The following is a 21,723-nucleotide window of genomic DNA, read 5'->3' as shown; positions in this document are numbered from 1 at the left end:
CCTCCCGGCCGGATTTCAACCGGAAGCGGGTGTGCGGGTAGTCTGTACCGTCTGCACCGGTGTCTGCCCGCGTCCGTGGCGGGGAATCCTCCCGGCCCCTGATCGTCACACGATCGTCAGTGGAAAACCCTGATTGTCAGTGGCGGCCGATACCGTTGCGAACGCATTACGACCCTCCTGCCACGGAACGACCGTGGCCGCTGAGTCCAAAGGAGGTGGGTTCCACATGCGTCACTACGAGGTGATGGTCATCCTCGACCCCGATCTCGAGGAGCGTGCGGTCTCCCCGCTGATCGAGAACTTCATGTCCGTCGTCCGTGATGGCGGCGGCAAGGTGGAGAAGGTCGACACCTGGGGCCGTCGTCGTCTCGCCTACGAGATCAAGAAGAAGCCCGAGGGCATCTACTCGGTCATCGACCTGCAGGCCGAGCCTGCGGTCGTCAAGGAGCTCGACCGGCAGATGAACCTGAACGAGTCGGTCCTCCGGACCAAGGTCCTCCGTCCCGAGACCCACTGAGCTTTCGCTCGGCTGATCCCGGGATTCGAGTAGCAGCAAGCAGCCAGCAGCAAACCCGCCGAGAGGTTCCCCCATGGCAGGCGAGACCGTCATCACGGTCATCGGCAATCTTGTCGACGACCCCGAGCTGCGCTTCACCCCGTCCGGTGCGGCGGTCGCGAAGTTCCGTGTCGCGTCCACTCCCCGCACCTTCGACCGTCAGACCAACGAGTGGAAGGACGGCGAGAGCCTCTTCCTGACCTGCTCGGTCTGGCGCCAGGCGGCGGAGAACGTCGCCGAGTCGCTCCAGCGAGGCATGCGCGTGATCGTGCAGGGCCGGCTGAAGCAGCGGTCCTACGAGGACCGTGAGGGCGTCAAGCGCACGGTCTACGAGCTGGACGTCGACGAGGTCGGCCCCAGCCTGCGCAATGCCACGGCCAAGGTCACCAAGACCTCCGGCGGCGGCGGTCGCGGTGGCCAGGGCGGTTACGGCGGCGGTGGCGGCCAGGGTGGCGGCGGCTGGGGCGGTGGCCCCGGTGGCGGCCAGCAGGGCGGCGGCGCTCCGGCTGACGACCCGTGGGCGACCGGCGCTCCCGCCGGTGGCAACCAGGGTGGCGGCGGCTGGGGCGGTGGCTCCGGCGGCGGTGGCGGCTACTCGGACGAGCCTCCCTTCTAGGGCTCGTATCCACACTTCTTGATCACACAGGAGAATCACCATGGCGAAGCCGCCTGTGCGCAAGCCGAAGAAGAAGGTCTGCGCTTTCTGCAAGGACAAGGTCACGTACGTGGACTACAAGGACACGAACATGCTGCGGAAGTTCATTTCCGACCGCGGCAAGATCCGTGCCCGCCGCGTGACCGGCAACTGCACCCAGCACCAGCGTGACGTCGCCACGGCCGTGAAGAACAGCCGTGAGATGGCGCTGCTGCCCTACACGTCCACCGCGCGCTAAGGGAAGGGTGACCGACTCATGAAGATCATCCTCACCCACGAGGTGTCCGGCCTCGGTGCCGCCGGCGACGTCGTCGACGTCAAGGACGGCTACGCTCGCAACTACCTGATCCCGCGGAAGTTCGCTATCCGCTGGACCAAGGGTGGCGAGAAGGACGTCGAGCAGATCCGTCGTGCTCGCAAGATCCACGAGATCCAGACCATCGAGCAGGCCAACCAGATCAAGGCCCAGCTCGAGGGCGTGAAGGTCCGCCTGGCCGTTCGCTCCGGCGACTCCGGCCGTCTCTTCGGTTCCGTCACCCCGGCCGACATCGCTTCCGCGATCAAGGCTTCCGGTGGCCCCGAGGTCGACAAGCGCCGTGTGGAGCTGTCCGCTCCGATCAAGACCCTGGGCGCCCACGAGACGTCCGTGCGTCTGCACCCCGAGGTGGCCGCCAAGGTCAACATCGAGGTCGTCGCGGGCTGACCGCCGTGCTCGGTCTGAGCAGCTGAGAGGGGCCGTACCCATTGCGGGTACGGCCCCTCTTTTTGTTCGCGGCCATTTGTATGCAGCCCTCGGATGAGGGTGATGTTTCACGTGAAACGGTCAGCGGGTCGCGCCCGTCACGATCCAGCGGCCCGAGCGGCTGCGCCACCACAGGGTCGCCATGCGGGTGGTCATCATCAGCGTCATCGCGGCCCACAGCGCGGTCAGTCCGCCACCGAGCGTCGGGACGAGCAGGGCGACCGGCACGAACACCGCCAGGGTCAGCAGCATGGCCCAGGCCAGGTAGGGTCCGTCGCCCGCGCCCATCAGGACTCCGTCCAGGACGAAGACGATTCCGCAGATGGGCTGTGACAGCGCCACCATCAGCAGAGCGGGCAACGCCGCGTCCTTGACCACCGCGTCACCGGTGAACAGCGGGAGGAACAGCGGCCGTGCGACGACCACGAGCAGCCCGAGGACGACACCGGTCGCGATGCCCCACCGGACCATCCGCCGGCAGGCCTCACGAGCGCCCTGGGCATCGCTCGCCCCGAGGTGGCGGCCGATGATGGCCTGCCCCGCGATGGCGATCGCGTCGAGCGCGAAGGCGAGCAGATTCCACAGGGACAGAACGATCTGGTGGGCGGCGATGTCGGCATCCCCGAGCCGGGCCGCGACCGCGGTGGCGATCATGAGGATGGCGCGCAGCGACAGGGTGCGGACCAGCAGGGGGACACCGGCCTGCGCCGAGGCGCGGATACCGGCCGCGTCCGGGCGGAGGGAGGCGCCATGCCGACGGGCGCCGCGCACGACCACGGTCAGATAGACGGCCGCCATCCCGCACTGCGCGACGACCGTGCCCCAGGCCGAGCCGGCGATGCCGAGTCCGGCACCGTAGACCAGGCTCGCGTTGAGGACGGCGTTGGCGATGAAGCCGGCGACGGCGACATAGAGCGGGGTCCTCGTGTCCTGGAGGCCGCGCAGCACGCCGGTGGCGGCGAGCACCATGAGCATGGCCGGGATGCCCAGGGAGGAGATGCGCAGATACGTCGTGGCGTACGGGGCGGCCGTGGTGGAGGCGCCGAAGAGGTCCACGATGCCGGGGGCCAGCGGAAGGACGACGGCGATGACGGCGCACCCGAGCAGCAGCGCCAGCCAGATGCCGTCCATGCCCTGGCGGATGGCGCCCCGGAGATCGCCCGCGCCCGTGCGGCGGGCCACGGCGGCAGTGGTGGCGTAGGCGAGGAAGACGAACACGCTCACGGCAGTGGTCAGCAGTGCGGAGGCGACGCCGAGACCGGCGAGCTGTGCGGTGCCGAGATGGCCGACGATCGCGCTGTCCGCCATGACGAAGAGGGGCTCGGCGACGAGTGCGCCGAAGGCCGGGACGGCCAGCGCGACGATCTCTCGGTCGTGCCGCCGCCGGGTGGCCTCGGGGATCTCGGGAGCCTGAGTCATGAGCGCTAATCTAATCGTCCACAGGTAAGAGATGCAATCAAAGAGTGCCCCTTACTGACGATCTCGACCGCCGTCGTTTCGCGCACCGTTCGAAGCGATCTTGGCCCGACCGGGAAACTTTTTCTTCTGCACAGCCCGTGGATCTCGAACCCGCAGGTCAGAGAGGTGTCGCGGATGAGGGCGAGGGCTTGTTCACAGGGCTGTCCACCGGGTCGTGCACAGGTTTCGGCGAGTTCTCCACAGCATCGGGCCGGTCGTCCACATGGCCTGTGGATAACCAGATTGGCTGACGGTGCCGACGGGCCTACCGTTGTCCGGCGCCCGCTCCTTCTCCCGGCCCCGGAAGACATGTCCTCCGAGGCCCGGGAAACGGCATAAAACCGACGCGCCAGAAGCGGAGTCGGGCCTCTCGATTTGTCAGTGTCGTGCCGTACAACAGAGGCCACGGCGAGGTCCGCCGCGCGGACGGGAGGAGGTGGCTCGGTGAGCATTTCCGAGCCCTTGGACGATCCGTGGGCGGACAGCGGGCCCAGTGATCGTCTGCCGGCCTCCCGTCGGCGTCCCGACGGCGGCCGGGGTCGTGACGAGCAGCACGACCGGGGCCGGGACAACGCTTCCTGGGATGGCGGCGGTTCCTCCTTCGAGCGGGTGCCCCCGCAGGACCTCGACGCCGAGCAGTCGGTGCTGGGCGGCATGCTGCTGTCCAAGGACGCCATCGCCGACGTCGTGGAGATCCTCAAGGGCCACGACTTCTACAAGCCCGCGCACGAGACGATCTACCAGGCGATCCTGGACGTCTACGCCAAGGGCGAGCCGGCCGACCCGATCACCATCGCCGCCGAGTTGACCAAGCGCGGTGAGATCAACAAGGTCGGCGGCGCCGCGTACCTGCACAGCCTGGTGCAGACCGTGCCGACGGCGGCCAACGCCGAGTACTACGCGGAGATCGTCCACGAGCGCGCCGTCCTGCGCCGGCTGGTCGAGGCCGGAACGCGCATCACCCAGATGGGATACGCGGCCGACGGCGACGTGGACGAGATCGTCAACAGCGCCCAGGCCGAGATCTACGCCGTCACCGAGCAGCGCACCAGTGAGGACTATCTGCCGCTGGGCGACATCATGGAGGGCGCCCTCGACGAGATCGAGGCGATCGGCTCGCGCAGCGGCGAGATGACGGGTGTGCCGACCGGCTTCACCGACTTCGACTCGCTCACCAACGGTCTGCACCCCGGTCAGATGATCGTCATCGCGGCCCGTCCCGCCATGGGTAAGTCGACGCTCGCCCTGGACTTCGCGCGGGCCGCGGCCATCAAGCACAACCTGCCGAGCGTCATCTTCTCGCTCGAAATGGGGCGGAACGAGATCGCGATGCGCCTGCTGTCCGCCGAGGCCCGGGTCGCCCTGCACCACATGCGCTCCGGCACGATGACCGACGAGGACTGGACCCGGCTCGCCCGCCGCATGCCGGACGTCTCGGCCGCCCCGCTCTACATCGACGACTCCCCGAACCTGTCGATGATGGAGATCCGGGCCAAGTGCCGCCGGCTCAAGCAGCGCAACGATCTGAAGCTGGTCGTCATCGACTACCTCCAGCTGATGCAGTCCGGCGGCTCCAAGCGCGCCGAGAGCCGTCAGCAGGAGGTCTCGGACATGTCCCGTAACCTCAAGCTGCTCGCCAAGGAGCTGGAGATCCCGGTCATCGCGCTGTCCCAGCTCAACCGTGGTCCCGAGCAGCGCACCGACAAGAAGCCGATGGTCTCCGACCTGCGTGAGTCCGGCTCGATCGAGCAGGACGCCGACATGGTCATCCTGCTGCACCGCGAGGACGCCTACGAGAAGGAGTCCCCGCGCGCGGGCGAGGCCGACCTGATCGTCGCCAAGCACCGTAACGGTCCCACGGCCACCATCACGGTCGCCTTCCAGGGCCACTACTCGCGCTTCGTGGACATGGCCCAGACCTGAGCGGACCCCGTGTGCAGGTTTCCAGAACCCGTGGCCACTTTCCATCAAGGAGAGCCACGTATTGGTCGTCCACCGTGGACGATCACGTGATCCACGAGTTCGCTGCCCGTAGTCGGAGCGCACACGGTGCTGTGGATCGGGACCTGACAGCCCTTTTCTTCGAGTTCAGCCCAGTGCGCAGCGATCGAGTGCAGCACGAACCCGGTTGAGTCCCTCCACTCTCCAGTGGCTCCGGTCGGGCATTTGGTCGTCTCGGCGCCAGCGCCAGGCCGAGAACATCGCCCAGTTCAGGGCGCGGCACCGCTGGATCAGGGCGTGGTCAGCCCCCGCGTAGTGCTCTCCCACTTCTTCGGGGGCATGGGCGAGGTCGAACTCGATCGGCCCACGGCAGCACGTGACGAGGTCTACGAAAAGCGGCCCTCTCCTCGTGTTGAGGAGGTTCCCCGGATGCGGCTCGCCGTGCAGCAGCTGGTCGTCGGTTTCGTCGCTGCTGATCGTGGCGCTCAGCCCACTGAGTGTGTTGCCGAGGAGTTCCCGGTCGGAATCGGGTAGCTCGGGGGACTGCTCCCGGTCGTTCACCTCTCTCAGCGCCGCGGCGACTCGATCGGTGAAATGTGGTGCGTCCAGATCGATCCGGCGCAGGGTGGCATGGTGCCGCATGAGCGCGTCCGCATAGTCGGTCGGCGCGATCTCTGATCCCACGGGTTCGTAGTAGGTCCAGAGCGAGATGGCGAAGGCGTCACGCACATAGACACGGGGCTCGACCCGAGGATCGAGCTCGGCCACCGGTGCGTCGAGGTCGGCGAGACGGTTTGCAACCTCCACTTCGAACTCGGAACCAGCCAGATGTCCCGAAGGCGCGACCCGAGCGAGAACATCGCATGGGACCAGGCGCAGCGCGACGCGGTCCGAGTTGTGGATGACGATGGCGTCGTCGACCTGAAGGCCCAGCTCCGAAGCGGTTGCCCGTCCTGCCGCCACTGCTCGGCGGAGTTCCAACGGCTCCATACCGTTCTCCCTCGTCGTTGAGTACGCATGGACGTCTGGGGACAACAGCGACGCCCCCGAGGTCTTCGCGAACATCATTCGGAGCCCGGACCCGGACCCGGCGATAAGCATCGCAAAGCAGGGCCTGCACAGGCCGTGGGATTTTCTGTCCGCGGACGGAACGTGGCCGCTCCTGCTCCAGCAGGCCCAGGCCGGTGCCGATGAGGCAGACGAGACCGACCGGGACGTCTCGGTCGACGCCCTTCTCCGCCGCGACCGCGCCGGAAATGAATTCGACGCTCGGCGTTCCAGCGGATGGACTGGGGGGATGACGACTTCACAGGACGGGCTGCTCCCGGGGACGCAGCGCGCATTGCTGCACAGGATCGCCGTCGCCCAGCGCGAGGGACGGACACCGTCGCTGGTCGCCGCCGTGGTGCGGGACGGGCAAACCGTGTGGCACGGAGCGCGCAGCTCGGTGGAAGGGCACGCGCCGGACGAGAACGTGCAGTACCGGATCGGGTCCATCACCAAGACCTTCACGGCCGTACTGGTGATGCGGCTGCGCGACGAGGGTGTGCTCGATCTCGGAGATCCGCTGGACAAGCATCTGCCGGGCACCGCAGTGGGGCAGGCCACGATCGCCCAGCTGCTCGCGCACACGGCCGGGGTGGCGGCCGAATCCCCCGGCCCCTGGTGGGAGCGGACCCCGGGCTCGCTGCGGCCCGAGCTGGGCGATGTACTCGGCGAGCAGCCCCTGCTGCACCCCGCGGGGCGGCTGCACCACTACTCCAACACCGGCTACACACTGCTCGGCGCGCTGGTGGAGGAGCTGCGCGGCGCCCCTTGGGAGGAGGTGCTGCGCCGGGAGATCCTCGAACCGCTCGGCCTGCACCGCACCAGTCCCCAGCCGCAGGCCCCGCACGCGGGCGGCTGGGCGGTGCATCCGTGGGCCGACGCGCTGCTGCCGGAGCCGGCGGAGGACCTGGGCCGGATGGCGTCCGCCGGCCAGCTGTGGTCGACCACGGGGGACCTGGCGCGGTTCGCGGTCTTCCTGGCCCATGGCGACGAGCGGGTACTGAGCGCGGAGTCGGTGCTGGAGATGCGGACCCCGGCGGCGCCGGCCGAGGCCCCCGATGTGGTGGACGGAACCAGCTACGGCCTCGGGATGCAGCTCACCACCCGCGACGGGCGGCTGCTGGTCGGCCACTCCGGCTCGCTGCCCGGCTTCCTGGCCAATCTCACCATCAGCGTGGAGGACGACCTGGCCGCGGTGGTGCTCACCAACTGCACCAGCGGGCCGTCGCTGGGGACGGTGGGCGCCGATCTCGTGCGGATCGTCGCCGAGGCGGAGCCGCGGATCCCCGAGCCCTGGCGCCCGCTGCGGGAGGTCGACCCGGCGGTTCTGGAACTGGCCGGGCAGTGGTACTGGGGGACCGGTGCCTTCGGGCTGCGGGTGACGGCCGACGGTCTTCTCTCGCTCGCTCCTCTGACCGGCGGCGGTCGCAGCTCCCGTTTCCGCTCGAACGGGGACGGCACCTGGACGGGGCTGGAGGACTACTACGCCGGTGAGCTGCTGCGGCCCGTGCGCCGACCGGACGGGTCACTGAGCCACCTCGACCTCGGCTCGTTCGTGTTCACCCGGCAGCCGTACGACCCCGAGGCCCCGGTGCCCGGTGGTGTGGACCCGGAGGGCTGGCGGGGCCTCTCCTGATCCGTGGACTGGTCCGGCGGTGCACAGGGGGCTCGCGTTTCACGTGAAACGCGAGCCCCTTCGTTCTGCTCCCGGCGGGGTGAAGCCGTCAGAGCCGAAGCTTGAAGCCCTCGTGCGAGGCGGTGAAGCCGAGCCGCTCGTAGAAGCGGTGGGCGTCGGTACGGGCCTTGTCGGACGTCAGCTGCACCATTCGGCAGTCGAGCCGCCGGGCCGTGTCGATGGCCCACTGGATCAGTTCGGTGCCCAGCCCGCTGCCGCGTTCGTCGGCGTGGATGCGCACGGCCTCGATGAGCGCTCGTGTCGCGCCCCGGTGGGAAAGCCCGGGGATGGTGGTGAGCTGGAGGGTCCCGATCACCCGGCCGTCGCGCACGGCGACGACGAGGTGCTGGTTCGGGTCCGCCTCCAGCCGCTTCAGCGCCGCCTGGTACGGCGCGGGATCGTCGGGCGACTCCCGCTGCGCGCCCAGCGGATCGTCGGCGAGCATGGCGATGATCGCCGGAAGGTCGTCGGCGGTCGCCGCCCGTATCTCAAGATCTCCCATGCCCGCACCCTACGCGGGCACGTTCAGCGACTCCACGACCTTGACCAGCGGGGCCAGTTCGGGGTTCTCCGATGCCTTGTCCAGCGCCTCGCGCAGGGCGGCGTCATTGGTGGGCCGTGCCTTCTCCAGCAGCCGCAGGCCCTGCTCGGTGACATTGGTGTAGATGCCACGCCGGTCGGTGGGGCACAGATAGCGCTCCAGCAGTCCGCGGTCCTCCAGGCGGGTCACCAGACGGGTGGTGGCGCTCTGGCTGAGCACGACCGCGTCGGCGACCTGCTTCATCTGGAGATGCCCGCCCTCGCCGTCGTGCTGCCGGCTCAGTACGTCGAGCAGTGAGTACTCGCGCACGCTGAGGTCGTGCTGCGCCTGCAGGGCGCGCTCGATGTGCGCCTCGATCTTCCCGTGCAGCGCAGAGAGTGCGCACCAGCCCTGAGCGAGGGCGGTGAGCGCGGGGTCCGTCGCTGTCATTGGCGTGTTCCTCCGTCCCGGAGCGGCTTCCTCAAGAGTAGACCACTTCCGTGATAGCCCGCTCTTGCAATTATCCCGCGTCTGCAATTATCGTGATGGCACGCAAAGCGCTCCTGCAACCGTTTGGGAAGGTGTACCCCCACATGCCTCTCGCGCTTCTGGCCCTCGCGATCGGGGCCTTCGGAATCGGGACCACCGAGTTCGTGATCATGGGCTTGCTGCCCGAGGTCGCGGGTGATTTCGGGGTCTCCATCCCCACGGCCGGCCTGCTGGTGACCGGCTACGCGCTCGGCGTGGTCATCGGCGCTCCGCTGATGACCGTGCTCGGCACCAGGATCCCGCGCAAGCGGATGCTGATGCTGCTGATGGGCCTCTTCATCGCGGGCAACCTGCTGTCCGCGCTGGCCCCCGCCTTCGCGGTCATGCTGATCGGCCGCGTGGTCGCCTCGCTCGCCCACGGAGCCTTCTTCGGCATCGGCTCGGTCGTGGCGGCCGAGCTGGTCGCGCCGCAGAAGAAGGCCGGCGCCATCGCCATGATGTTCACCGGCCTGACCGTCGCCAATGTCGTCGGTGTCCCGCTGGGCACCCTGGTCGGCCAGCACGTCGGCTGGCGCGTCACCTTCGGGATCGTCGCCGCGCTCGGCGTGATCGGCCTCGCCGGCATCGCCAAGCTGGTGCCCGAGCTGCCCCGCCCCGAGGGCGTGCACCTGCGGCACGAGCTGGCCGCCTTCAAGAACGCCCAGGTCCTGCTCGCCATGGCGATGACCGTCCTCGGTTTCGGCGGTGTCTTCGCGGCCATCACCTACATCGCGCCGATGATGACCCACGTCGCCGGCTTCGCCGACGGCTCGGTCACCTGGCTACTGGTCCTGTTCGGCATCGGCATGGTCGGCGGCAACCTCGTCGGCGGCAGGTTCGCCGACCGCGCCCTGATGCCGATGCTGTACGTCTCGCTGGGCGCCCTGGCCCTCGTCCTCGCCCTGTTCACGCTGACCGCCCACAACAAGATCGCGGCCGCCGTGACCATCGCCCTCATCGGCGCGCTCGGTTTCGCCACCGTCCCGCCGCTGCAGAAGCGTGTCCTCGACCAGGCGCACGGCGCGCCCACGCTCGCCTCGGCCGTGAACATCGGCGCCTTCAACCTGGGCAACGCGCTCTCCGCCTGGCTCGGCGGCCTGGTGATCTCGGCCGGCTTCGGCTACACGGCCCCCAACTGGGTCGGTGCCGTCCTCGCGGTGGCCGCATTGGTCCTCGCCGTCCTCTCGGCCGCCCTGGAGCGCCGTGACACCGCCCGCGGAACCGTGGTCGCCTCCGGCGCCCCCAGCGGCCGGCACGCCGCCGTCCACCACTGAGTCACCACCCCCGGGGCAGCCACCACCCCACAGCCCCCACAGTCCCCCGCACCGACCCGGTGCGGTCCCCACCGCAGCACCCGAGGAGACACGTCCATGACCACCACCGCCGTCGCCCCGCTCACCATCGAGGACGCCGAGCTGCTGGTCGCCACGGCCCGCCGAGCGGCCGAGGAGGCGGGAGTCACCGTCAGCGTCACCGTCCTCGACGCGGGCGGCCACCTGCTCGCCTTCCGCCGGGACGACCGGGCCGTGCTGATCTCCGGCGAGACCAGCACCCGCAAGGCCTACACCGCGCTCCAGCTGAACACCCCCACCGCGGACCTGGTCGACGCCGTTCAGCCGGGCGGCCTCTTCCACACGCTGCCCACGGCCCTCGACCGGCCGCTGCTGTTCATCGCGGGCGGCGTCCCCGTCCACCGGGACGGCCGGCTGATCGGTGCCGTCGGCGTCGGTGGCGGGGCGCCCGAGCAGGACCACGGCTTCGCCACCGCGGCCGTGCGGGCCCTCGCCTGATCACCGCTCCGGAACGGACACAGGCCCCGCCGCTTACCGGCGGGGCCTGTCCACGTCGTACCGCGGCTCAGCCGGCGGCCACCGTCAGCGGGGCGAACCGACGCGTCCAGTCACCGGGCAGCTCGTTGGTGCCGTAGGTCATCACCGAGTTGCACACCACGGACGCCAGGCCCCGCGCCTTGGCCCACGCCAGCAGCTCCTCGTGACGTACGTCGATGTCGGTGCGCAGCGGACGGTCCGTGCCGGCCGCCAGGGAGGTGATCAGCGCCCGGGCGGTCTCCGTGTCCCGGGCGATCAGCGGGCCGACGACATGGGTGTCCATGTTCGGCCACGCGGCCGCGTAACCGGTGATCCGGCCGTCCTCCTCGGCCACCCGGAGCTGGTCCGCGAAGGCGGGCAGTCGGGCGATGAGGGGCGTCCGGTCGGCGCCGAACACCTCCTCGTCCAGCCGCAGGATCCCGGCCAGATCCTCCGCGGTGGCGGCGCGCGTCCGCACCCCTGTCTCCGGCCCGCCGGGCGTGAAGCGGCCCATCAGCATCTCCGCCCGCCCCGTCACCTTGAAACCCAGCTCCTCGTAGAGCGGGCGGCCGTTCTCCGTGGCGTACAGGGTCAACGGGGTGCCGTCCATGACCGACAGCACATGGCGCATCAGGCGGCGTCCGACGCCCTGACGGGCATGGCGCTCGGCGACGAGGACCATGCCGACGGCGCCGAGTTCCGGCCGCTCCCAGGTTCCGTACTCGGTGAGGACGCAGGCGGCGACGAGGCCGCCCCGCGGGTCGTCGATACCGAAGCCCCGTCCTGCCGTGAGGAGGAAGCCCCACTTGTGTTCCTCGCGTGGCCACCCCCGGTCCTCGGACAGGTCGGCGCAGGCGGTGAGATCGCGGAGCGTCAGACGGCGAATGGGCAGAGCGTCGAGGGAAGGAGTTGGCACGCACGTCAGGCTGTCCGAAGCAGACCCCCGGCGTCCACCCGTTTCGATGCGGACGCACGCGCTTTTGGTCATCTCGTAGCCGTACGTACAGTCCGTGGACAGCCCGGCGGCGCGCGGGCGGCCCGGAGTGTTTCACGTGAAACATCGCCTGGCCCGGTTGTCGGGTGACGCCTGGCTATCCCAGATCCGGAGCGTGCATGGCGCGCACGCCTTCGATGTTGCCGTCCAGGTAGTGCCGCAGCGACAGCGGGACGAGATGGACGGAGGCGATACCGACCCGGGTGAACGGGACACGGACGATCTCGTATTCGCCGGCCGGCTCGTCCACCTCCGGGCCATGGCGCAGGGACGGGTCCATGGACTCCAGCCGGCAGACGAAGAAGTGCTGCACCTTCACACCGGTCGCGCCCCCGTCCTCGCCGATGTGCTCCACCGTGTCCACGAAGCACGGCACCACATCGGCGATCTTGGCGCCCAGTTCCTCGTACACCTCCCGGTGCAGGGCGTCCACGACGGTCGAGTCCCCGGGCTCGACCCCGCCGCCGGGGGTCACCCAGTAGGGATCGACGCCGGGCTTGGTGCGCTTGATCAGGATCAGGTCGTCACCGTCCAGGAGAACGGCGCGGGCGGTGCGCTTGACCACGGGTCGGACGGTCATGGGAGAAATGTGGCCCGGCTGGTTCCACGTGAAACATCGCAAAGCGGGGTCGGACGACCGCGTTGCGTGGCCCTGCGTGGGTCTCAGTACCAGCGTGCGGCCGCCCTCAGCAGGTGTTCATGGGCTTGAGCCACGGGTGGCAGGGCGAGCGTGCCCGTGCGCACCACCAGGAAGTAGGTGCGCAGCGGGGGCACCACCGGGTCGTGCAGGGCGGTGAGCGCTCCCCCGTCGAGCGCCGGTGCGCACAGGTACCGGGGCAGTACGGCCAGACCCGCGCCCGCGATCGCACAGGCGAGCACGGCCCGCAGATCCGGGGCGACGATCGTGCCGGGGGCGGCCGGGCGGGCGTCGAAGACCGACGTCCAGTAGCGGGAGACGAACGGCAGTGACTCGTGGATGTCGATCAGGGGGAGGCCCTGGAGCGCGGGCGCCCCCTTCAGCCGCAACGCGTCCGGGCCTATGTGCTCGGCCCAGCGGGGAGCGGCGACCAGTACGTGCTCCTCGTCGCAGAGCGCGGTGGCGGTGAACAGGGCGCCGCGCGGGCGGGTGGTGCTGAGGGCCAGGTCGTGGTGCCCGGCCGCCAGCCCCTCCAGGACCTCTTCCGTGGTCCCGAAGGCGGCCCGCAGCGCGAAGCCCCTGCCGTCCTCGCCGGCCGGTTCGGTGAGGGCGGGCAGGACCCGTTCGGCGATGAACTCCGGTGGCCCGGCCAGGTGCAGCGTTCTTCGTGAGGACTCGTCCTCCAGCCGGCTCTCGGCTATCTCCACCAGCGCGTCGAGGTGGGGTGCGGCCTTGTGGGCGAGTTCGTCGCCGATGCTGGTCGGGGTGACGCCGCGCGCCTGGCGGAGGAAGAGGGGCCTGCCGAGCTGGCGTTCCAGCGTGCGGATCTGCGAGGTGACGGCGGGTTGGGAGAGCCCGAGCAACGCCGCGGCGCGGGTGAAGGAACCGGCCCGGTGCACGGTGACGAAGGTGCGCAGCAAGGCCAGATCCATGGCAAGCCCCTCCCTGCCGTCGCCCTCGGGCCCGGCAGTCGGCAACGATAAATATGTCGATACCCCCCTGCCATCAGCGTGATTGGACACTGACAGAGAGTCAACTAGCCTTGGTCGCACGGTTCTTCGCAAGCGGAACCGTGGACGGTCCGAGCCAAGAGGGGGGAGGCTCGGACCGTCGCCCCATTTCCGTTGGACGCCGGGTCAGTCCGCCGACTCGTCCAGGGCACGCAGGATGTCCGCCACCAGGTCCCCCGGGTCCTCGGCGCCGATCGACATCCGGATGAACCCCTCCGGGACCGCGTCCCCGCCCCAGCGGGCACGACGCTCGGCCGTGGAGCGCACCCCGCCGAAGCTCGTCGCGTCCTCCACCAGGCGCAGGGCGGCGAGGAAGCGCTCGGCACGCGCGCGGGAGGGCAGCGTGAACGACACCACACAGCCGTAGCGGCGCATCTGCCGGGAGGCGACCTTGTGCGCGGGGTCGTCGGGCAGCCCCGGGTACCGCAGGCCCGACACCTCCGGCCGCTGCCGCAGGGCCTCGGCAACGGTGAGGGCGGTGGCGTTCTGCCGGTCGGCGCGCAACTGGAGCGTGGCGATGGACCGGTGCGCGAGCCACGACTCCATGGGTCCGGGGATCGCCCCGACGATCTTTCGCCAGCGCCGTACGGCGGCCATCACCTCGGCGTCGCGCCCGGCCACGTACCCCAGGAGGACATCCCCGTGCCCGGTGAGCTGCTTGGTACCGCTGGCCACGGCGAAGTCGGCGCCCAGAGCCAGCGGGCGCTGCCCGAGCGGGGTGGCGAGGGTGTTGTCGACGGCCACCAGGGTGCCCTGGGCATGGGCCGCGACCGCCAGGCGCCGGATGTCGCACACATCGAGCCCGGGGTTCGACGGCGACTCGATCCACAGCAGCCGGGCCCCCTCCAGCACCTCCAGCTGGGCGTCCCCGCCGGTCGGGGCGGTGCGCACCTCGACGCCGTACGCCTCCAGCTGGGCGCGGACCAGCGGCAGCGCCTGGTAGCCGTCGGACGGCAGGACCACCGCGTCCCCGGCGCGCAACTGGGAGAAGAGCACGGCGGAGACAGCGGCCATCCCGGAGGCGAACACCAGCGTCTCCACGTCCGCCCGCCCGGGTGCCTCCAGCTCGCCGATGGCGTTCTCCAGCAGCGTCCAGGTCGGGTTGTCGTCGCGGCCGTAGGAGTACGGACCCGCCACCTCGCCCGGCAGGTGGAAGTGCGCCGCGAAGACGGGGCCGGGCAGGGTCGGCTCGTGTTTGACCGGTTCGGGCAGCCCGGCCCGGACCGCGCGCGTGCCGTCGCCGACGGGGTCCTCGCTCGTACCGGTCGCGCTCATGCCGCCCGTCCCTCCAGGTGTTCCCGTACGGCGGCGAGCAGACCGGTGCTCGCCTCCTCCACCATCTCAAGGCATTCCTCGAAGCCGTCCAGACCGCCGTAGTACGGGTCCGGCACGTCGAGGTCGTCACCGGCCGCGGGGGGCTCGTCCCGGGCGGGGGATCCGGGCGAGGCGTGGGCGTACGTACGCAGCAGCCGGATCTTGCGCGCGTCCGCCTCGGTGGGCGCGAGCCGGCGCAGGGCCCTGAGGTGTCCCGCGTCCAGGGCGATCACCAGATCGAGGCGGGCGAACCACGACGGCTGGAACTGGCGCGCGATGTGGTCGCAGTCGTAGCCGTGGTCGTGCAGGACGGCGACGGTGCGCGGGTCGGCGGGCTCGCCCTCGTGCCAGCCGCCGGTGCCGGCGCTGTCGATCTCCACGTGTTCCTCCAGCCCGGCCTCCGCCACCCGCGCGCGGAAGACGTACTCGGCCATCGGGGAACGGCAGATGTTGCCGGTGCACACGAAGCAGACGCGGTAGGTCATGGGGCGCTCAGTCCTCGTCCGGAAGGATCATGTGCAGGGCCCAGGAGACGACCGAGATGATCAGTCCGCCGAGGACGGCCGTCCAGAACCCCTCCACATGGAAGCTCAGCTGCAGCTTGCCGCACACCCACGAGGTCAGCAGCAGCATCAATGCGTTGACGACGAGGGTGATCAGGCCCAGCGTCAGAATGAACAGCGGGAAGGTGAGCACCTTCAGAACGGGCTTGACCAGCCAGTTCACCAGGCCGAAGATCAGCGCGACGACGATCAGCGTGCCGGCCTTCTCGGCGGTGCCGGCACCGGTCAAGGTGATCTTGTCCAGGAGCCATACGGCCACCGCCAGGGCTCCCGCGTTCGCGATCGTCTTGACTACGAAATTCTTCATGTGTCTGATCGTGGCAGACCCGATCGGTAGCGAGCAGTGAGGCGAGGGCGGCAACGCAGATGAAGGCATTCCGGCTGGACGAACTGGAGGCGGAACGCGCCGCCAACGAGGGTGCCTACCTACAGTTCCTGCGCGAGCGGAACATGTCGGTCGGGCTCTACGCCCTCGACGCGGGCGAGCACGACCCGCAGAAGCCGCACAACCAGGACGAGGTGTACTTCGTCGTCAGCGGCCGCGCGTCGATCACCGTCGGCCTGGAGACGACCGAGGTGGCGCGGGGCAGCGTCGTGTACGTGCCCGCCGGCGTCGCACACAAGTTCCACCACATCAGCGAGGACCTGAGGGTGCTCGTCGTCTTCTCTCCGCCCGAGGCGTGAGAACGGACCTCCGGGTTCCCTAGGGGACGGTTCAGGGGAGGACAAGGGCCGCGGGGCCCCCGCGGGCCCCCTTGACAGCCCTAGCATCGATCGCAGGACATCGGGACCGTACGAGACGTACGCACGAGACGAGAAGGACGAGGGCCATGCGAGGGATCTTCGCGGGACTGCCGTGGTGGGTGAAGTGGGTCGCGGTGCCGGTCATCGCCCTGGTCGTCTTCGGCGGGCTGATTGCGAGCGTCGTCGGTTTCGTGATCGGGCTGCTGTTCAAGGTCCTGGTCTTCGTGGCCCTGGTCGGCGGTCTGATCTACATCGTGCGCAAGTTCATGTCGAATTCCTCCTCGCACGGCGACTGGTGAACGACGAGGGGAGCCGGTGACCGGTGAGGGGGTGCCGGTTCCCTCGGGGGAGGGAAGTTTCCCCGTGAGCCCGTCTGCACGCGGTGGCAGGCGGTTAGAGTCCGGAACTCCCCACGGGCCCGCCCCGTGGGTGGCGCAGACCCCCAACCGTGCTCCCCGCTCACGCACGGCCTGCCCCCTCGCGCTTCCGGAGTAACCCTTGGCCACGGTCGACACCGCACCGGCAGAAACCCGCTCACTCCCCGCCCAGCCCGGCCCCCGCGCCTCTTCCCCACGGCGGCCGTCCGGCATGGCCGCCGCACCGCAGCCGGCCACCGCGACCCTCATCGGCTCCGTGCAGCGCGCCATGCGGCTGCTGGAGACGGTCGCGGCCCATCCGTACGGCGCCCCCGCCAAGCAGCTCGCCCGTGCGACCGGCCTGGCCCTGCCCACCGCCTACCACCTGCTGCGCACCCTGGTGCACGAGGGCTATCTGCGCCGGGAGAAGGGGCTGTTCTTCCTCGGTGACGCGGCCGAGCGGCTGAGCAGCAACGGAGCCCGGGAGAATCGTCGCTGCAGGGTCGCGGACACGCTCGCCCACTGGCGTGATTCCATCGGTGCGCCGATGTACTACGCGATGTACCGGGACGGCGAGATCGACGTCCTGTGCGTCTCCGACTCCCGGGACGCCCCCGCGGCCGAGGAGTGGGCCGACTTCCGCGAGACCGGGCATGCGCACGCCATCGGTCAGTGCCTGCTCTCCCAGCTGGACGAGAACGCCCGGCGCGACCACCTCGCGCGCTACCCGGTGCAGGCACTCACTCCGTACACCGTGCGCGAGAACGACGCCCTTTTGCGGCGGCTTGCCCGGGTGCGGCGCATGGAGCCGGTGGTGGAGCGCCAGGAGTACGCGCTCGGCACGGTCTGCGCGGCGGTTCCCATCACGGTCGGCACGACCGCGGCCACCGTGGCCTTCTCGCTCCCGGCCCATCAGGCCGACCGGCTGCTGCCCGCGGCCCACCGGCTGCAAACGGAGATCGGCCGCGACATCGGGACTCTCACGCTGTCTATCAGTATCTGAAATCTTACTCCTTGTGATCCACTGTGTACTTTCAGCAAGATTTACCACGGTCAGAGGGATCAAACCCGGCCAGTCGAAGTCATACGACGGGGTAGGCGATGCGCGAGTCCGTACAGGCAGAGGTCATGATGAGCTTTCTCGTCTCGGAGGAGCTCTCCTTCCGTATTCCGGTGGAGTTGCGCTACGAGACCGGCGATCCCTACGCCGTGCGGCTCACCTTCCATCTGCCCGGCGACGCCCCGGTCACCTGGGTCTTCGGGCGGGAGCTGCTGATCGACGGTGTCGGGCGGCCGTGCGGGGAGGGCGATGTGCGCATCTCCCCCGTCGAGGCCGAGGTGCTCGGCGAGGTCCTGATCCGGCTTCAGGTCGGGTGCGACCAGGCTCTGTTCCGCTCGTCCGCCTCGCCGCTCGTGGCCTTCCTCGACCGTACGGACAAACTGGTGCCGCTCGGGCAGGAGGGGGCGCTGGCCGATTTCGACGCGCACCTCGACGAGGCGCTGGACCGCATCCTGGCCGAGGAGCAGAGCGCGGGCTGAGTCACCGCGAAACGGGGCGCCGCTGCTCCGCCGCGTCGCACGGAACAGTGCAGGAACGCTTCTGCGGGCACGGCGAACCGCACTTCTCACGGTGGCACGAGGGGCCTGCCCGGGGGCCGAGCCCGGCTCACCGCTTGCGGCGTCGACCCCGGCCGCCTCTCGCCGCAGCGGGCCGGGCGCCCGTGGCGGCCCCCGTGCCCGGTCCCCGCCGGTCGGACGCCACGACCAGGGCGGCCAGCGCGGTGGTGACCGGCACCGAGGCCACCAGGCCGATGGAGCCCACCAGGGTGCGCACGATCTCCTCGGCCACCAGCTCGCTGTTGGCCACCGTTCCCACGCCGCTCTGCGCGATGGAGAACAGCAGCAGCAACGGCAGCGCGGCGCCGGCGTAGGCGAGCACGAGGGTGTTGACGACGGAGGCGATGTGATCGCGGCCGATGCGGATGGCCGCTCGGTACAGGCCGCGCGGACCCATCGACGGATTGGCCTCGTGCAGCTCCCACACGGCCGAGGTCTGGGTCACCGTCACATCGTCCAGGACCCCGAGCGAACCGATGATGACCCCGGCCAGCAGCAGACCGCTCATATCGATCTTCGGGTACAGCCCGTGGATCAGACCGGTGCTGTCGTCGGTGTTGCCGGTGAGGGCCGCCCACCCGATGAACTGCGCGCCGAGCAGGCCGATCAGCGACAGGGAGATCAGCGTGCCGAGGACCGCAACCGACGTACGGGCCGAGAGGCCGTGGCACATGTACAGGGCGATCAGCATGATGGCGCTCGACCCCACCACCGCCACCAGGAGCGGGTTGGAGCCCTGAAGGATCGCGGGCAGGACGAACTGGTTGAGCACCAGGAAGCTCACGGCGAGGGCGACGAGGGCCAGCACACCGCGCATGCGGCCCACCACCACGACGGCGAGCGCGAAGACGCCCGCCAGCAGCGCCACCGGGAACGTGCGGTTCACATCGGTCACCGAGTACTGAAGGTCCCTCGGCGCCGTGGGCTCGTAGGCGGCGACCACCTGTTCGCCCTGGTGCAGTTGCCGGGGCTGGTCGGGCTGCACGATCTCGGTGAACGTACGGCCCTTGTCCCTGCCGGTGTCGACCCGGACGGTCGCCTTCTTGCAGGTGCCGCCCGACTGCCGCCCCGGCGGAGAGCCGCCGGTGGCGGAGGGATCGGCGGCCGGGGCTCCGCCCGAGGCGTGCACCGAGGCACAGTCGACCGCCACCACCCGGGTGACGGTGGCCTGTTGGGTCTGCCGGTCGAAACCGACGCCGCTGTGCTTGTGGGAGGGGGCGCCACCGGGCCAGAGCACCACCAGACCGACCACCACCGCCGCGGCGAACGGGACCAGGACCGCGGCGATCACCTTGCGCAGATGCCGGGACACGGGCGCCGCGGGCCCGTGTCCGTGTCCGTGGCCGTGACCGGGGGAGGGGCCGCGGGGGGCGGCGTGGACGTGGCGGTGCGGGTGGTCAGGTCCCGGGTGGTCCGAGCCGTCGGGCGGGCGTGGGCCGGACGGCCGGCGCGGGTGCTGCTCCATCCTGGTCATCGCCAGATCATCGCAAGAACCGGGGAGGCCCACTGTTCATCGCGCCATCGATGGCGCTAGCGTGGAGGCACCTTTGCACACGCGGGAGCTCGGAGCACCGGGCTGAGAGGGCGCTGACCTCCGTAGAGGCGATGTTTCACGTGGAACGAGCGATGTTCCACGGGAGGCGTCGGACCGACGGATACCGCTGCGTCGACCGCCGAACCTGTTACCGGGTAATGCCGGCGTAGGGAGTAGGTCTCATGACCAACAAGGACGCACGCACGCCTGCCTCCGTCCAGGACGACATGTCCGAGGAGGCCGGGAAGTCCATCGGCTGGCACAAGGCGTATGTCGCGGGTTCGCGCCCCGATCTGCGCGTGCCGGTCCGTCAGGTGCACCTCACCAACGGGCAGTCGGTCACGCTGTACGACACATCGGGCCCGTACACCGATCCGCACGTCGACACCGATGTCCGCAGGGGCCTGGCGCCGCTGCGGGACAACTGGATCATCGCCCGCGGCGACACCGAGGAGTACGCGGGCCGTCCCGTCCGCCCGGAGGACGACGGGATCAAGCACACCTCGCCGCGCGGCGGGCTGCGCAACCTGGACGCGGTCTTCCCGGGACGCCCGCGTCAGCCCCGGCGGGGCCATGGCGGGCAGGCGGTGACGCAGCTCGCGTATGCGCGTCGGGGGGAGATCACTCCGGAGATGGAGTTCGTGGCCCTTCGGGAGAACGTCTCCCCCGAGGTGGTCCGCGAGGAGATCGCGGCGGGCCGCGCGGTACTGCCGGCCAACGTCAACCACCCGGAGATCGAACCGATGATCATCGGCAAGCGGTTCCTGGTGAAGGTGAACGCCAACATCGGCAACTCCGCGGTGACCTCGTCCATCGAGGAGGAGGTGGAGAAGATGACCTGGGCGACCCGCTGGGGCGCCGACACGGTCATGGACCTCTCCACCGGCCGCAACATCCACACCACCCGCGAGTGGGTGCTGCGCAACTCCCCCGTGCCCATCGGCACGGTGCCGCTCTACCAGGCCCTGGAGAAGGTCGACGGCAGGGCCGAGGAACTCACCTGGGAGATCTACAAGGACACGGTCATCGAGCAGGCCGAGCAGGGCGTGGACTACATGACCGTCCACGCGGGCGTGCGGCTGCCGTTCGTGCCGCTCACCGCCAACCGCAAGACCGGCATCGTCTCGCGCGGCGGCTCCATCATGGCCGCGTGGTGCCTGGCCCACCACAAGGAGTCGTTCCTCTACGAGAACTTCGAGGAGCTGTGCGAGATCCTCGCCGCCTACGACGTCACGTACTCGCTGGGCGACGGTCTGCGGCCCGGCTCCATCGCCGACGCCAACGACGAGGCGCAGCTCGCGGAACTGCGCACACTCGGGGAACTCGGGCGGATCGCCAGGCGTTTGAACGTACAGACGATGATCGAGGGCCCCGGGCACGTCCCGATGCACAAGATCAAGGAGAACATCGACCTTCAGCAGGAGATCTGCGATGAAGCTCCGTTCTATACGCTCGGCCCGCTGACCACGGACATCGCGCCGGCGTACGACCACATCACCTCCGGCATCGGCGCCGCGATGATCGCCTGGTGGGGGACGGCGATGCTCTGCTACGTCACGCCCAAGGAGCACCTGGGCCTGCCCAACCGGGACGACGTCAAGACCGGCGTCATCACCTACAAGATCGCCGCCCATGCGGCCGACCTCGCCAAGGGACACCCGGGCGCGCAGGAGTGGGACGACGCGCTGTCGGACGCGCGCTTCGAGTTCCGGTGGGAGGACCAGTTCAACCTGGCCCTCGACCCGGACACGGCCCGCGAGTTCCACGACGAGACCCTGCCGGCCGAGCCCGCCAAGACGGCGCACTTCTGCTCGATGTGCGGTCCGAAGTTCTGCAGCATGAAGATCTCGCAGGACATCCGCCGCGAGCACGGCGGCAGCCGGGCCGAGATCGAGGAGGGGATGGCGCAGAAGTCGGCGGAGTTCGCGGCCTCGGGGAACCGGGTGTACCTCCCGATCGCTGACTGAGCGGGACAGGCTGGACTCGCCGCCCGCACGGGCCGGTCGGCACCGGCTCGGTGGACG

Annotated in this window: 24 protein-coding genes and 1 riboswitch; of the genes, 13 read left to right on the top strand and 11 right to left on the bottom strand. The window is 69.8% G+C overall.

All coding sequences use genetic code 11. The features are described from left to right. Window positions 1–226: 226 nt before the first annotated feature. From rpsF to rplI, 4 genes are all read left to right on the top strand, one after another. Entirely contained in the window at window positions 227–517 is a 291-nt protein-coding gene (gene rpsF, locus HZZ00_RS36590) for a 30S ribosomal protein S6 (protein WP_070028831.1), read from the top strand. A gap of 73 nt (window positions 518–590) precedes the next feature. After that, window positions 591–1,172: a single-stranded DNA-binding protein gene (locus HZZ00_RS36585; RefSeq protein WP_070028830.1), complete on the top strand. Its 582-nt coding sequence runs from the start codon at window positions 591–593 to the stop codon at window positions 1,170–1,172. Between the two features lie 40 nt (window positions 1,173–1,212). Further along, entirely contained in the window at window positions 1,213–1,449 is a 237-nt protein-coding gene (gene rpsR / locus HZZ00_RS36580; RefSeq protein ID WP_003949403.1) for a 30S ribosomal protein S18, read from the top strand. Between the two features lie 18 nt (window positions 1,450–1,467). Continuing rightward, window positions 1,468–1,914 (top strand): 50S ribosomal protein L9, encoded by a 447-nt coding sequence (rplI, locus tag HZZ00_RS36575; RefSeq protein ID WP_070028829.1) that lies wholly within the window; start codon window positions 1,468–1,470, stop codon window positions 1,912–1,914. A gap of 120 nt (window positions 1,915–2,034) precedes the next feature. Here rplI and HZZ00_RS36570 read toward each other — a convergent pair whose 3' ends face one another. Further along, window positions 2,035–3,372: an MATE family efflux transporter gene (locus tag HZZ00_RS36570; protein WP_180330283.1), complete on the bottom strand. Its 1,338-nt coding sequence runs from the start codon at window positions 3,370–3,372 to the stop codon at window positions 2,035–2,037. Between the two features lie 483 nt (window positions 3,373–3,855). Here HZZ00_RS36570 and dnaB point away from each other — a divergent pair, with 483 nt between their 5' ends. Further along, complete coding sequence (dnaB, locus tag HZZ00_RS36565) at window positions 3,856–5,334, top strand: replicative DNA helicase (protein ID WP_070028827.1); 1,479 nt, start codon at window positions 3,856–3,858, stop codon at window positions 5,332–5,334. A 165-nt stretch (window positions 5,335–5,499) separates the two neighbouring features. Here the strand turns inward: dnaB and HZZ00_RS36560 are convergent, their stop codons facing one another. Beyond that, entirely contained in the window at window positions 5,500–6,342 is an 843-nt protein-coding gene (locus HZZ00_RS36560) for a phosphotransferase (RefSeq protein WP_180330282.1), read from the bottom strand. Between the two features lie 307 nt (window positions 6,343–6,649). Between HZZ00_RS36560 and HZZ00_RS36555 the strand changes: the two genes are divergently transcribed. After that, complete coding sequence (locus HZZ00_RS36555) at window positions 6,650–8,035, top strand: serine hydrolase (protein ID WP_180330281.1); 1,386 nt, start codon at window positions 6,650–6,652, stop codon at window positions 8,033–8,035. Window positions 8,036–8,123: 88 nt separating this feature from the next. Here HZZ00_RS36555 and HZZ00_RS36550 read toward each other — a convergent pair whose 3' ends face one another. Continuing rightward, complete coding sequence (locus HZZ00_RS36550) at window positions 8,124–8,576, bottom strand: GNAT family N-acetyltransferase (RefSeq protein ID WP_070028825.1); 453 nt, start codon at window positions 8,574–8,576, stop codon at window positions 8,124–8,126. Between the two features lie 9 nt (window positions 8,577–8,585). Then, window positions 8,586–9,044: a MarR family winged helix-turn-helix transcriptional regulator gene (locus HZZ00_RS36545; protein WP_070028824.1), complete on the bottom strand. Its 459-nt coding sequence runs from the start codon at window positions 9,042–9,044 to the stop codon at window positions 8,586–8,588. A 143-nt stretch (window positions 9,045–9,187) separates the two neighbouring features. Here HZZ00_RS36545 and HZZ00_RS36540 point away from each other — a divergent pair, with 143 nt between their 5' ends. Both HZZ00_RS36540 and HZZ00_RS36535 read left to right on the top strand, forming a co-directional pair. Then, complete coding sequence (locus HZZ00_RS36540) at window positions 9,188–10,396, top strand: MFS transporter (RefSeq protein WP_180330280.1); 1,209 nt, start codon at window positions 9,188–9,190, stop codon at window positions 10,394–10,396. Window positions 10,397–10,492: 96 nt separating this feature from the next. Then, a complete protein-coding gene (locus tag HZZ00_RS36535) occupies window positions 10,493–10,912 on the top strand; it encodes a heme-binding protein (RefSeq protein WP_180330279.1) in 420 nt (139 codons plus the stop codon). A 67-nt stretch (window positions 10,913–10,979) separates the two neighbouring features. Here the strand turns inward: HZZ00_RS36535 and HZZ00_RS36530 are convergent, their stop codons facing one another. The 6 genes from HZZ00_RS36530 to HZZ00_RS36505 form a co-directional block, all read right to left on the bottom strand. Further along, complete coding sequence (locus HZZ00_RS36530) at window positions 10,980–11,846, bottom strand: GNAT family N-acetyltransferase (protein WP_180330278.1); 867 nt, start codon at window positions 11,844–11,846, stop codon at window positions 10,980–10,982. A 175-nt stretch (window positions 11,847–12,021) separates the two neighbouring features. Further along, on the bottom strand, window positions 12,022–12,504 hold the full coding sequence (locus tag HZZ00_RS36525) for an NUDIX domain-containing protein (RefSeq protein WP_070028820.1): 483 nt from the start codon (window positions 12,502–12,504) through the stop codon (window positions 12,022–12,024). A gap of 83 nt (window positions 12,505–12,587) precedes the next feature. Then, complete coding sequence (locus HZZ00_RS36520) at window positions 12,588–13,493, bottom strand: LysR family transcriptional regulator (protein ID WP_180330277.1); 906 nt, start codon at window positions 13,491–13,493, stop codon at window positions 12,588–12,590. Window positions 13,494–13,697: 204 nt separating this feature from the next. Further along, a complete protein-coding gene (locus HZZ00_RS36515; protein ID WP_180330276.1) occupies window positions 13,698–14,846 on the bottom strand; it encodes a cystathionine gamma-lyase in 1,149 nt (382 codons plus the stop codon). Beyond that, window positions 14,843–15,370 (bottom strand): low molecular weight protein-tyrosine-phosphatase, encoded by a 528-nt coding sequence (locus HZZ00_RS36510; RefSeq protein WP_180330275.1) that lies wholly within the window; start codon window positions 15,368–15,370, stop codon window positions 14,843–14,845. The genes HZZ00_RS36515 and HZZ00_RS36510 overlap by 4 nt, the downstream gene beginning before the upstream one ends. 7 nt (window positions 15,371–15,377) lie before the next feature. After that, window positions 15,378–15,755 carry a phage holin family protein gene (locus tag HZZ00_RS36505; RefSeq protein ID WP_180330274.1) on the bottom strand — a complete coding sequence of 126 codons (378 nt, stop codon included), beginning with the start codon at window positions 15,753–15,755 and terminating at the stop codon, window positions 15,378–15,380. A gap of 59 nt (window positions 15,756–15,814) precedes the next feature. Here HZZ00_RS36505 and HZZ00_RS36500 point away from each other — a divergent pair, with 59 nt between their 5' ends. The 4 genes from HZZ00_RS36500 (at window position 15,815) to HZZ00_RS36485 (ending at window position 18,087) form a co-directional block, all read left to right on the top strand. Next, window positions 15,815–16,132, top strand: a complete 318-nt coding sequence (locus tag HZZ00_RS36500; RefSeq protein WP_146468739.1) for a cupin domain-containing protein — start codon at window positions 15,815–15,817, stop codon at window positions 16,130–16,132. 146 nt (window positions 16,133–16,278) lie between these two features. After that, window positions 16,279–16,491, top strand: coding sequence for a DUF5326 family protein (locus HZZ00_RS36495; RefSeq protein ID WP_180330273.1), 213 nt, complete (start codon window positions 16,279–16,281; stop codon window positions 16,489–16,491). A 289-nt stretch (window positions 16,492–16,780) separates the two neighbouring features. Continuing rightward, window positions 16,781–17,551, top strand: coding sequence for an IclR family transcriptional regulator (locus HZZ00_RS36490; RefSeq protein ID WP_257585570.1), 771 nt, complete (start codon window positions 16,781–16,783; stop codon window positions 17,549–17,551). Window positions 17,552–17,649: 98 nt separating this feature from the next. Continuing rightward, window positions 17,650–18,087: an SsgA family sporulation/cell division regulator gene (locus tag HZZ00_RS36485; protein WP_070028813.1), complete on the top strand. Its 438-nt coding sequence runs from the start codon at window positions 17,650–17,652 to the stop codon at window positions 18,085–18,087. Window positions 18,088–18,214: 127 nt separating this feature from the next. On the opposite strand, the gene HZZ00_RS36480 is transcribed toward HZZ00_RS36485, so the two are convergent. Further along, a complete protein-coding gene (locus HZZ00_RS36480; RefSeq protein ID WP_180330272.1) occupies window positions 18,215–19,639 on the bottom strand; it encodes a YibE/F family protein in 1,425 nt (474 codons plus the stop codon). A 71-nt stretch (window positions 19,640–19,710) separates the two neighbouring features. Continuing rightward, a riboswitch (TPP riboswitch) is annotated at window positions 19,711–19,889 on the top strand. Between HZZ00_RS36480 and thiC the strand changes: the two genes are divergently transcribed. Beyond that, entirely contained in the window at window positions 19,882–21,666 is a 1,785-nt protein-coding gene (thiC, locus tag HZZ00_RS36475) for a phosphomethylpyrimidine synthase ThiC (RefSeq protein WP_306856143.1), read from the top strand. It overlaps the preceding riboswitch by 8 nt. Window positions 21,667–21,723: the final 57 nt, after the last annotated feature.

The sequence above is a fragment of the Streptomyces sp. NEAU-sy36 genome (genome assembly GCF_013423905.1).
GTDB lineage: Bacteria > Actinomycetota > Actinomycetes > Streptomycetales > Streptomycetaceae > Streptomyces > Streptomyces misionensis.
Note: the sequence above shows the minus strand (reverse complement) of the source record. Positions and strands in the feature narration are given on the sequence as shown.

Excerpts from the sequence above, each read along its gene's own strand:
- HZZ00_RS36550 (WP_070028825.1), bottom strand. The coding sequence starts at position 8,576 with ATGGGAGATCTTGAGATACGGGCGGCGACCGCCGACGACCTTCCGGCG.
- HZZ00_RS36510 (WP_180330275.1), bottom strand. The coding sequence starts at position 15,370 with ATGACCTACCGCGTCTGCTTCGTGTGCACCGGCAACATCTGCCGTTCC.
- rpsR (WP_003949403.1), top strand. The coding sequence starts at position 1,213 with ATGGCGAAGCCGCCTGTGCGCAAGCCGAAGAAGAAGGTCTGCGCTTTC.
- HZZ00_RS36535 (WP_180330279.1), top strand. The coding sequence starts at position 10,493 with ATGACCACCACCGCCGTCGCCCCGCTCACCATCGAGGACGCCGAGCTG.
- HZZ00_RS36485 (WP_070028813.1), top strand. The coding sequence starts at position 17,650 with ATGCGCGAGTCCGTACAGGCAGAGGTCATGATGAGCTTTCTCGTCTCG.
- HZZ00_RS36570 (WP_180330283.1), bottom strand. The coding sequence starts at position 3,372 with ATGACTCAGGCTCCCGAGATCCCCGAGGCCACCCGGCGGCGGCACGAC.
- rpsF (WP_070028831.1), top strand. The coding sequence starts at position 227 with ATGCGTCACTACGAGGTGATGGTCATCCTCGACCCCGATCTCGAGGAG.
- HZZ00_RS36545 (WP_070028824.1), bottom strand. The coding sequence starts at position 9,044 with ATGACAGCGACGGACCCCGCGCTCACCGCCCTCGCTCAGGGCTGGTGC.
- HZZ00_RS36555 (WP_180330281.1), top strand. The coding sequence starts at position 6,650 with ATGACGACTTCACAGGACGGGCTGCTCCCGGGGACGCAGCGCGCATTG.
- rplI (WP_070028829.1), top strand. The coding sequence starts at position 1,468 with ATGAAGATCATCCTCACCCACGAGGTGTCCGGCCTCGGTGCCGCCGGC.
- HZZ00_RS36505 (WP_180330274.1), bottom strand. The coding sequence starts at position 15,755 with ATGAAGAATTTCGTAGTCAAGACGATCGCGAACGCGGGAGCCCTGGCG.
- thiC (WP_306856143.1), top strand. The coding sequence starts at position 19,882 with ATGACCAACAAGGACGCACGCACGCCTGCCTCCGTCCAGGACGACATG.
- HZZ00_RS36515 (WP_180330276.1), bottom strand. The coding sequence starts at position 14,846 with ATGAGCGCGACCGGTACGAGCGAGGACCCCGTCGGCGACGGCACGCGC.
- HZZ00_RS36585 (WP_070028830.1), top strand. The coding sequence starts at position 591 with ATGGCAGGCGAGACCGTCATCACGGTCATCGGCAATCTTGTCGACGAC.
- HZZ00_RS36495 (WP_180330273.1), top strand. The coding sequence starts at position 16,279 with ATGCGAGGGATCTTCGCGGGACTGCCGTGGTGGGTGAAGTGGGTCGCG.
- HZZ00_RS36500 (WP_146468739.1), top strand. The coding sequence starts at position 15,815 with ATGAAGGCATTCCGGCTGGACGAACTGGAGGCGGAACGCGCCGCCAAC.
- HZZ00_RS36540 (WP_180330280.1), top strand. The coding sequence starts at position 9,188 with ATGCCTCTCGCGCTTCTGGCCCTCGCGATCGGGGCCTTCGGAATCGGG.
- HZZ00_RS36560 (WP_180330282.1), bottom strand. The coding sequence starts at position 6,342 with ATGGAGCCGTTGGAACTCCGCCGAGCAGTGGCGGCAGGACGGGCAACC.
- HZZ00_RS36525 (WP_070028820.1), bottom strand. The coding sequence starts at position 12,504 with ATGACCGTCCGACCCGTGGTCAAGCGCACCGCCCGCGCCGTTCTCCTG.
- HZZ00_RS36480 (WP_180330272.1), bottom strand. The coding sequence starts at position 19,639 with ATGACCAGGATGGAGCAGCACCCGCGCCGGCCGTCCGGCCCACGCCCG.
- HZZ00_RS36520 (WP_180330277.1), bottom strand. The coding sequence starts at position 13,493 with ATGGATCTGGCCTTGCTGCGCACCTTCGTCACCGTGCACCGGGCCGGT.
- HZZ00_RS36490 (WP_257585570.1), top strand. The coding sequence starts at position 16,781 with ATGGCCGCCGCACCGCAGCCGGCCACCGCGACCCTCATCGGCTCCGTG.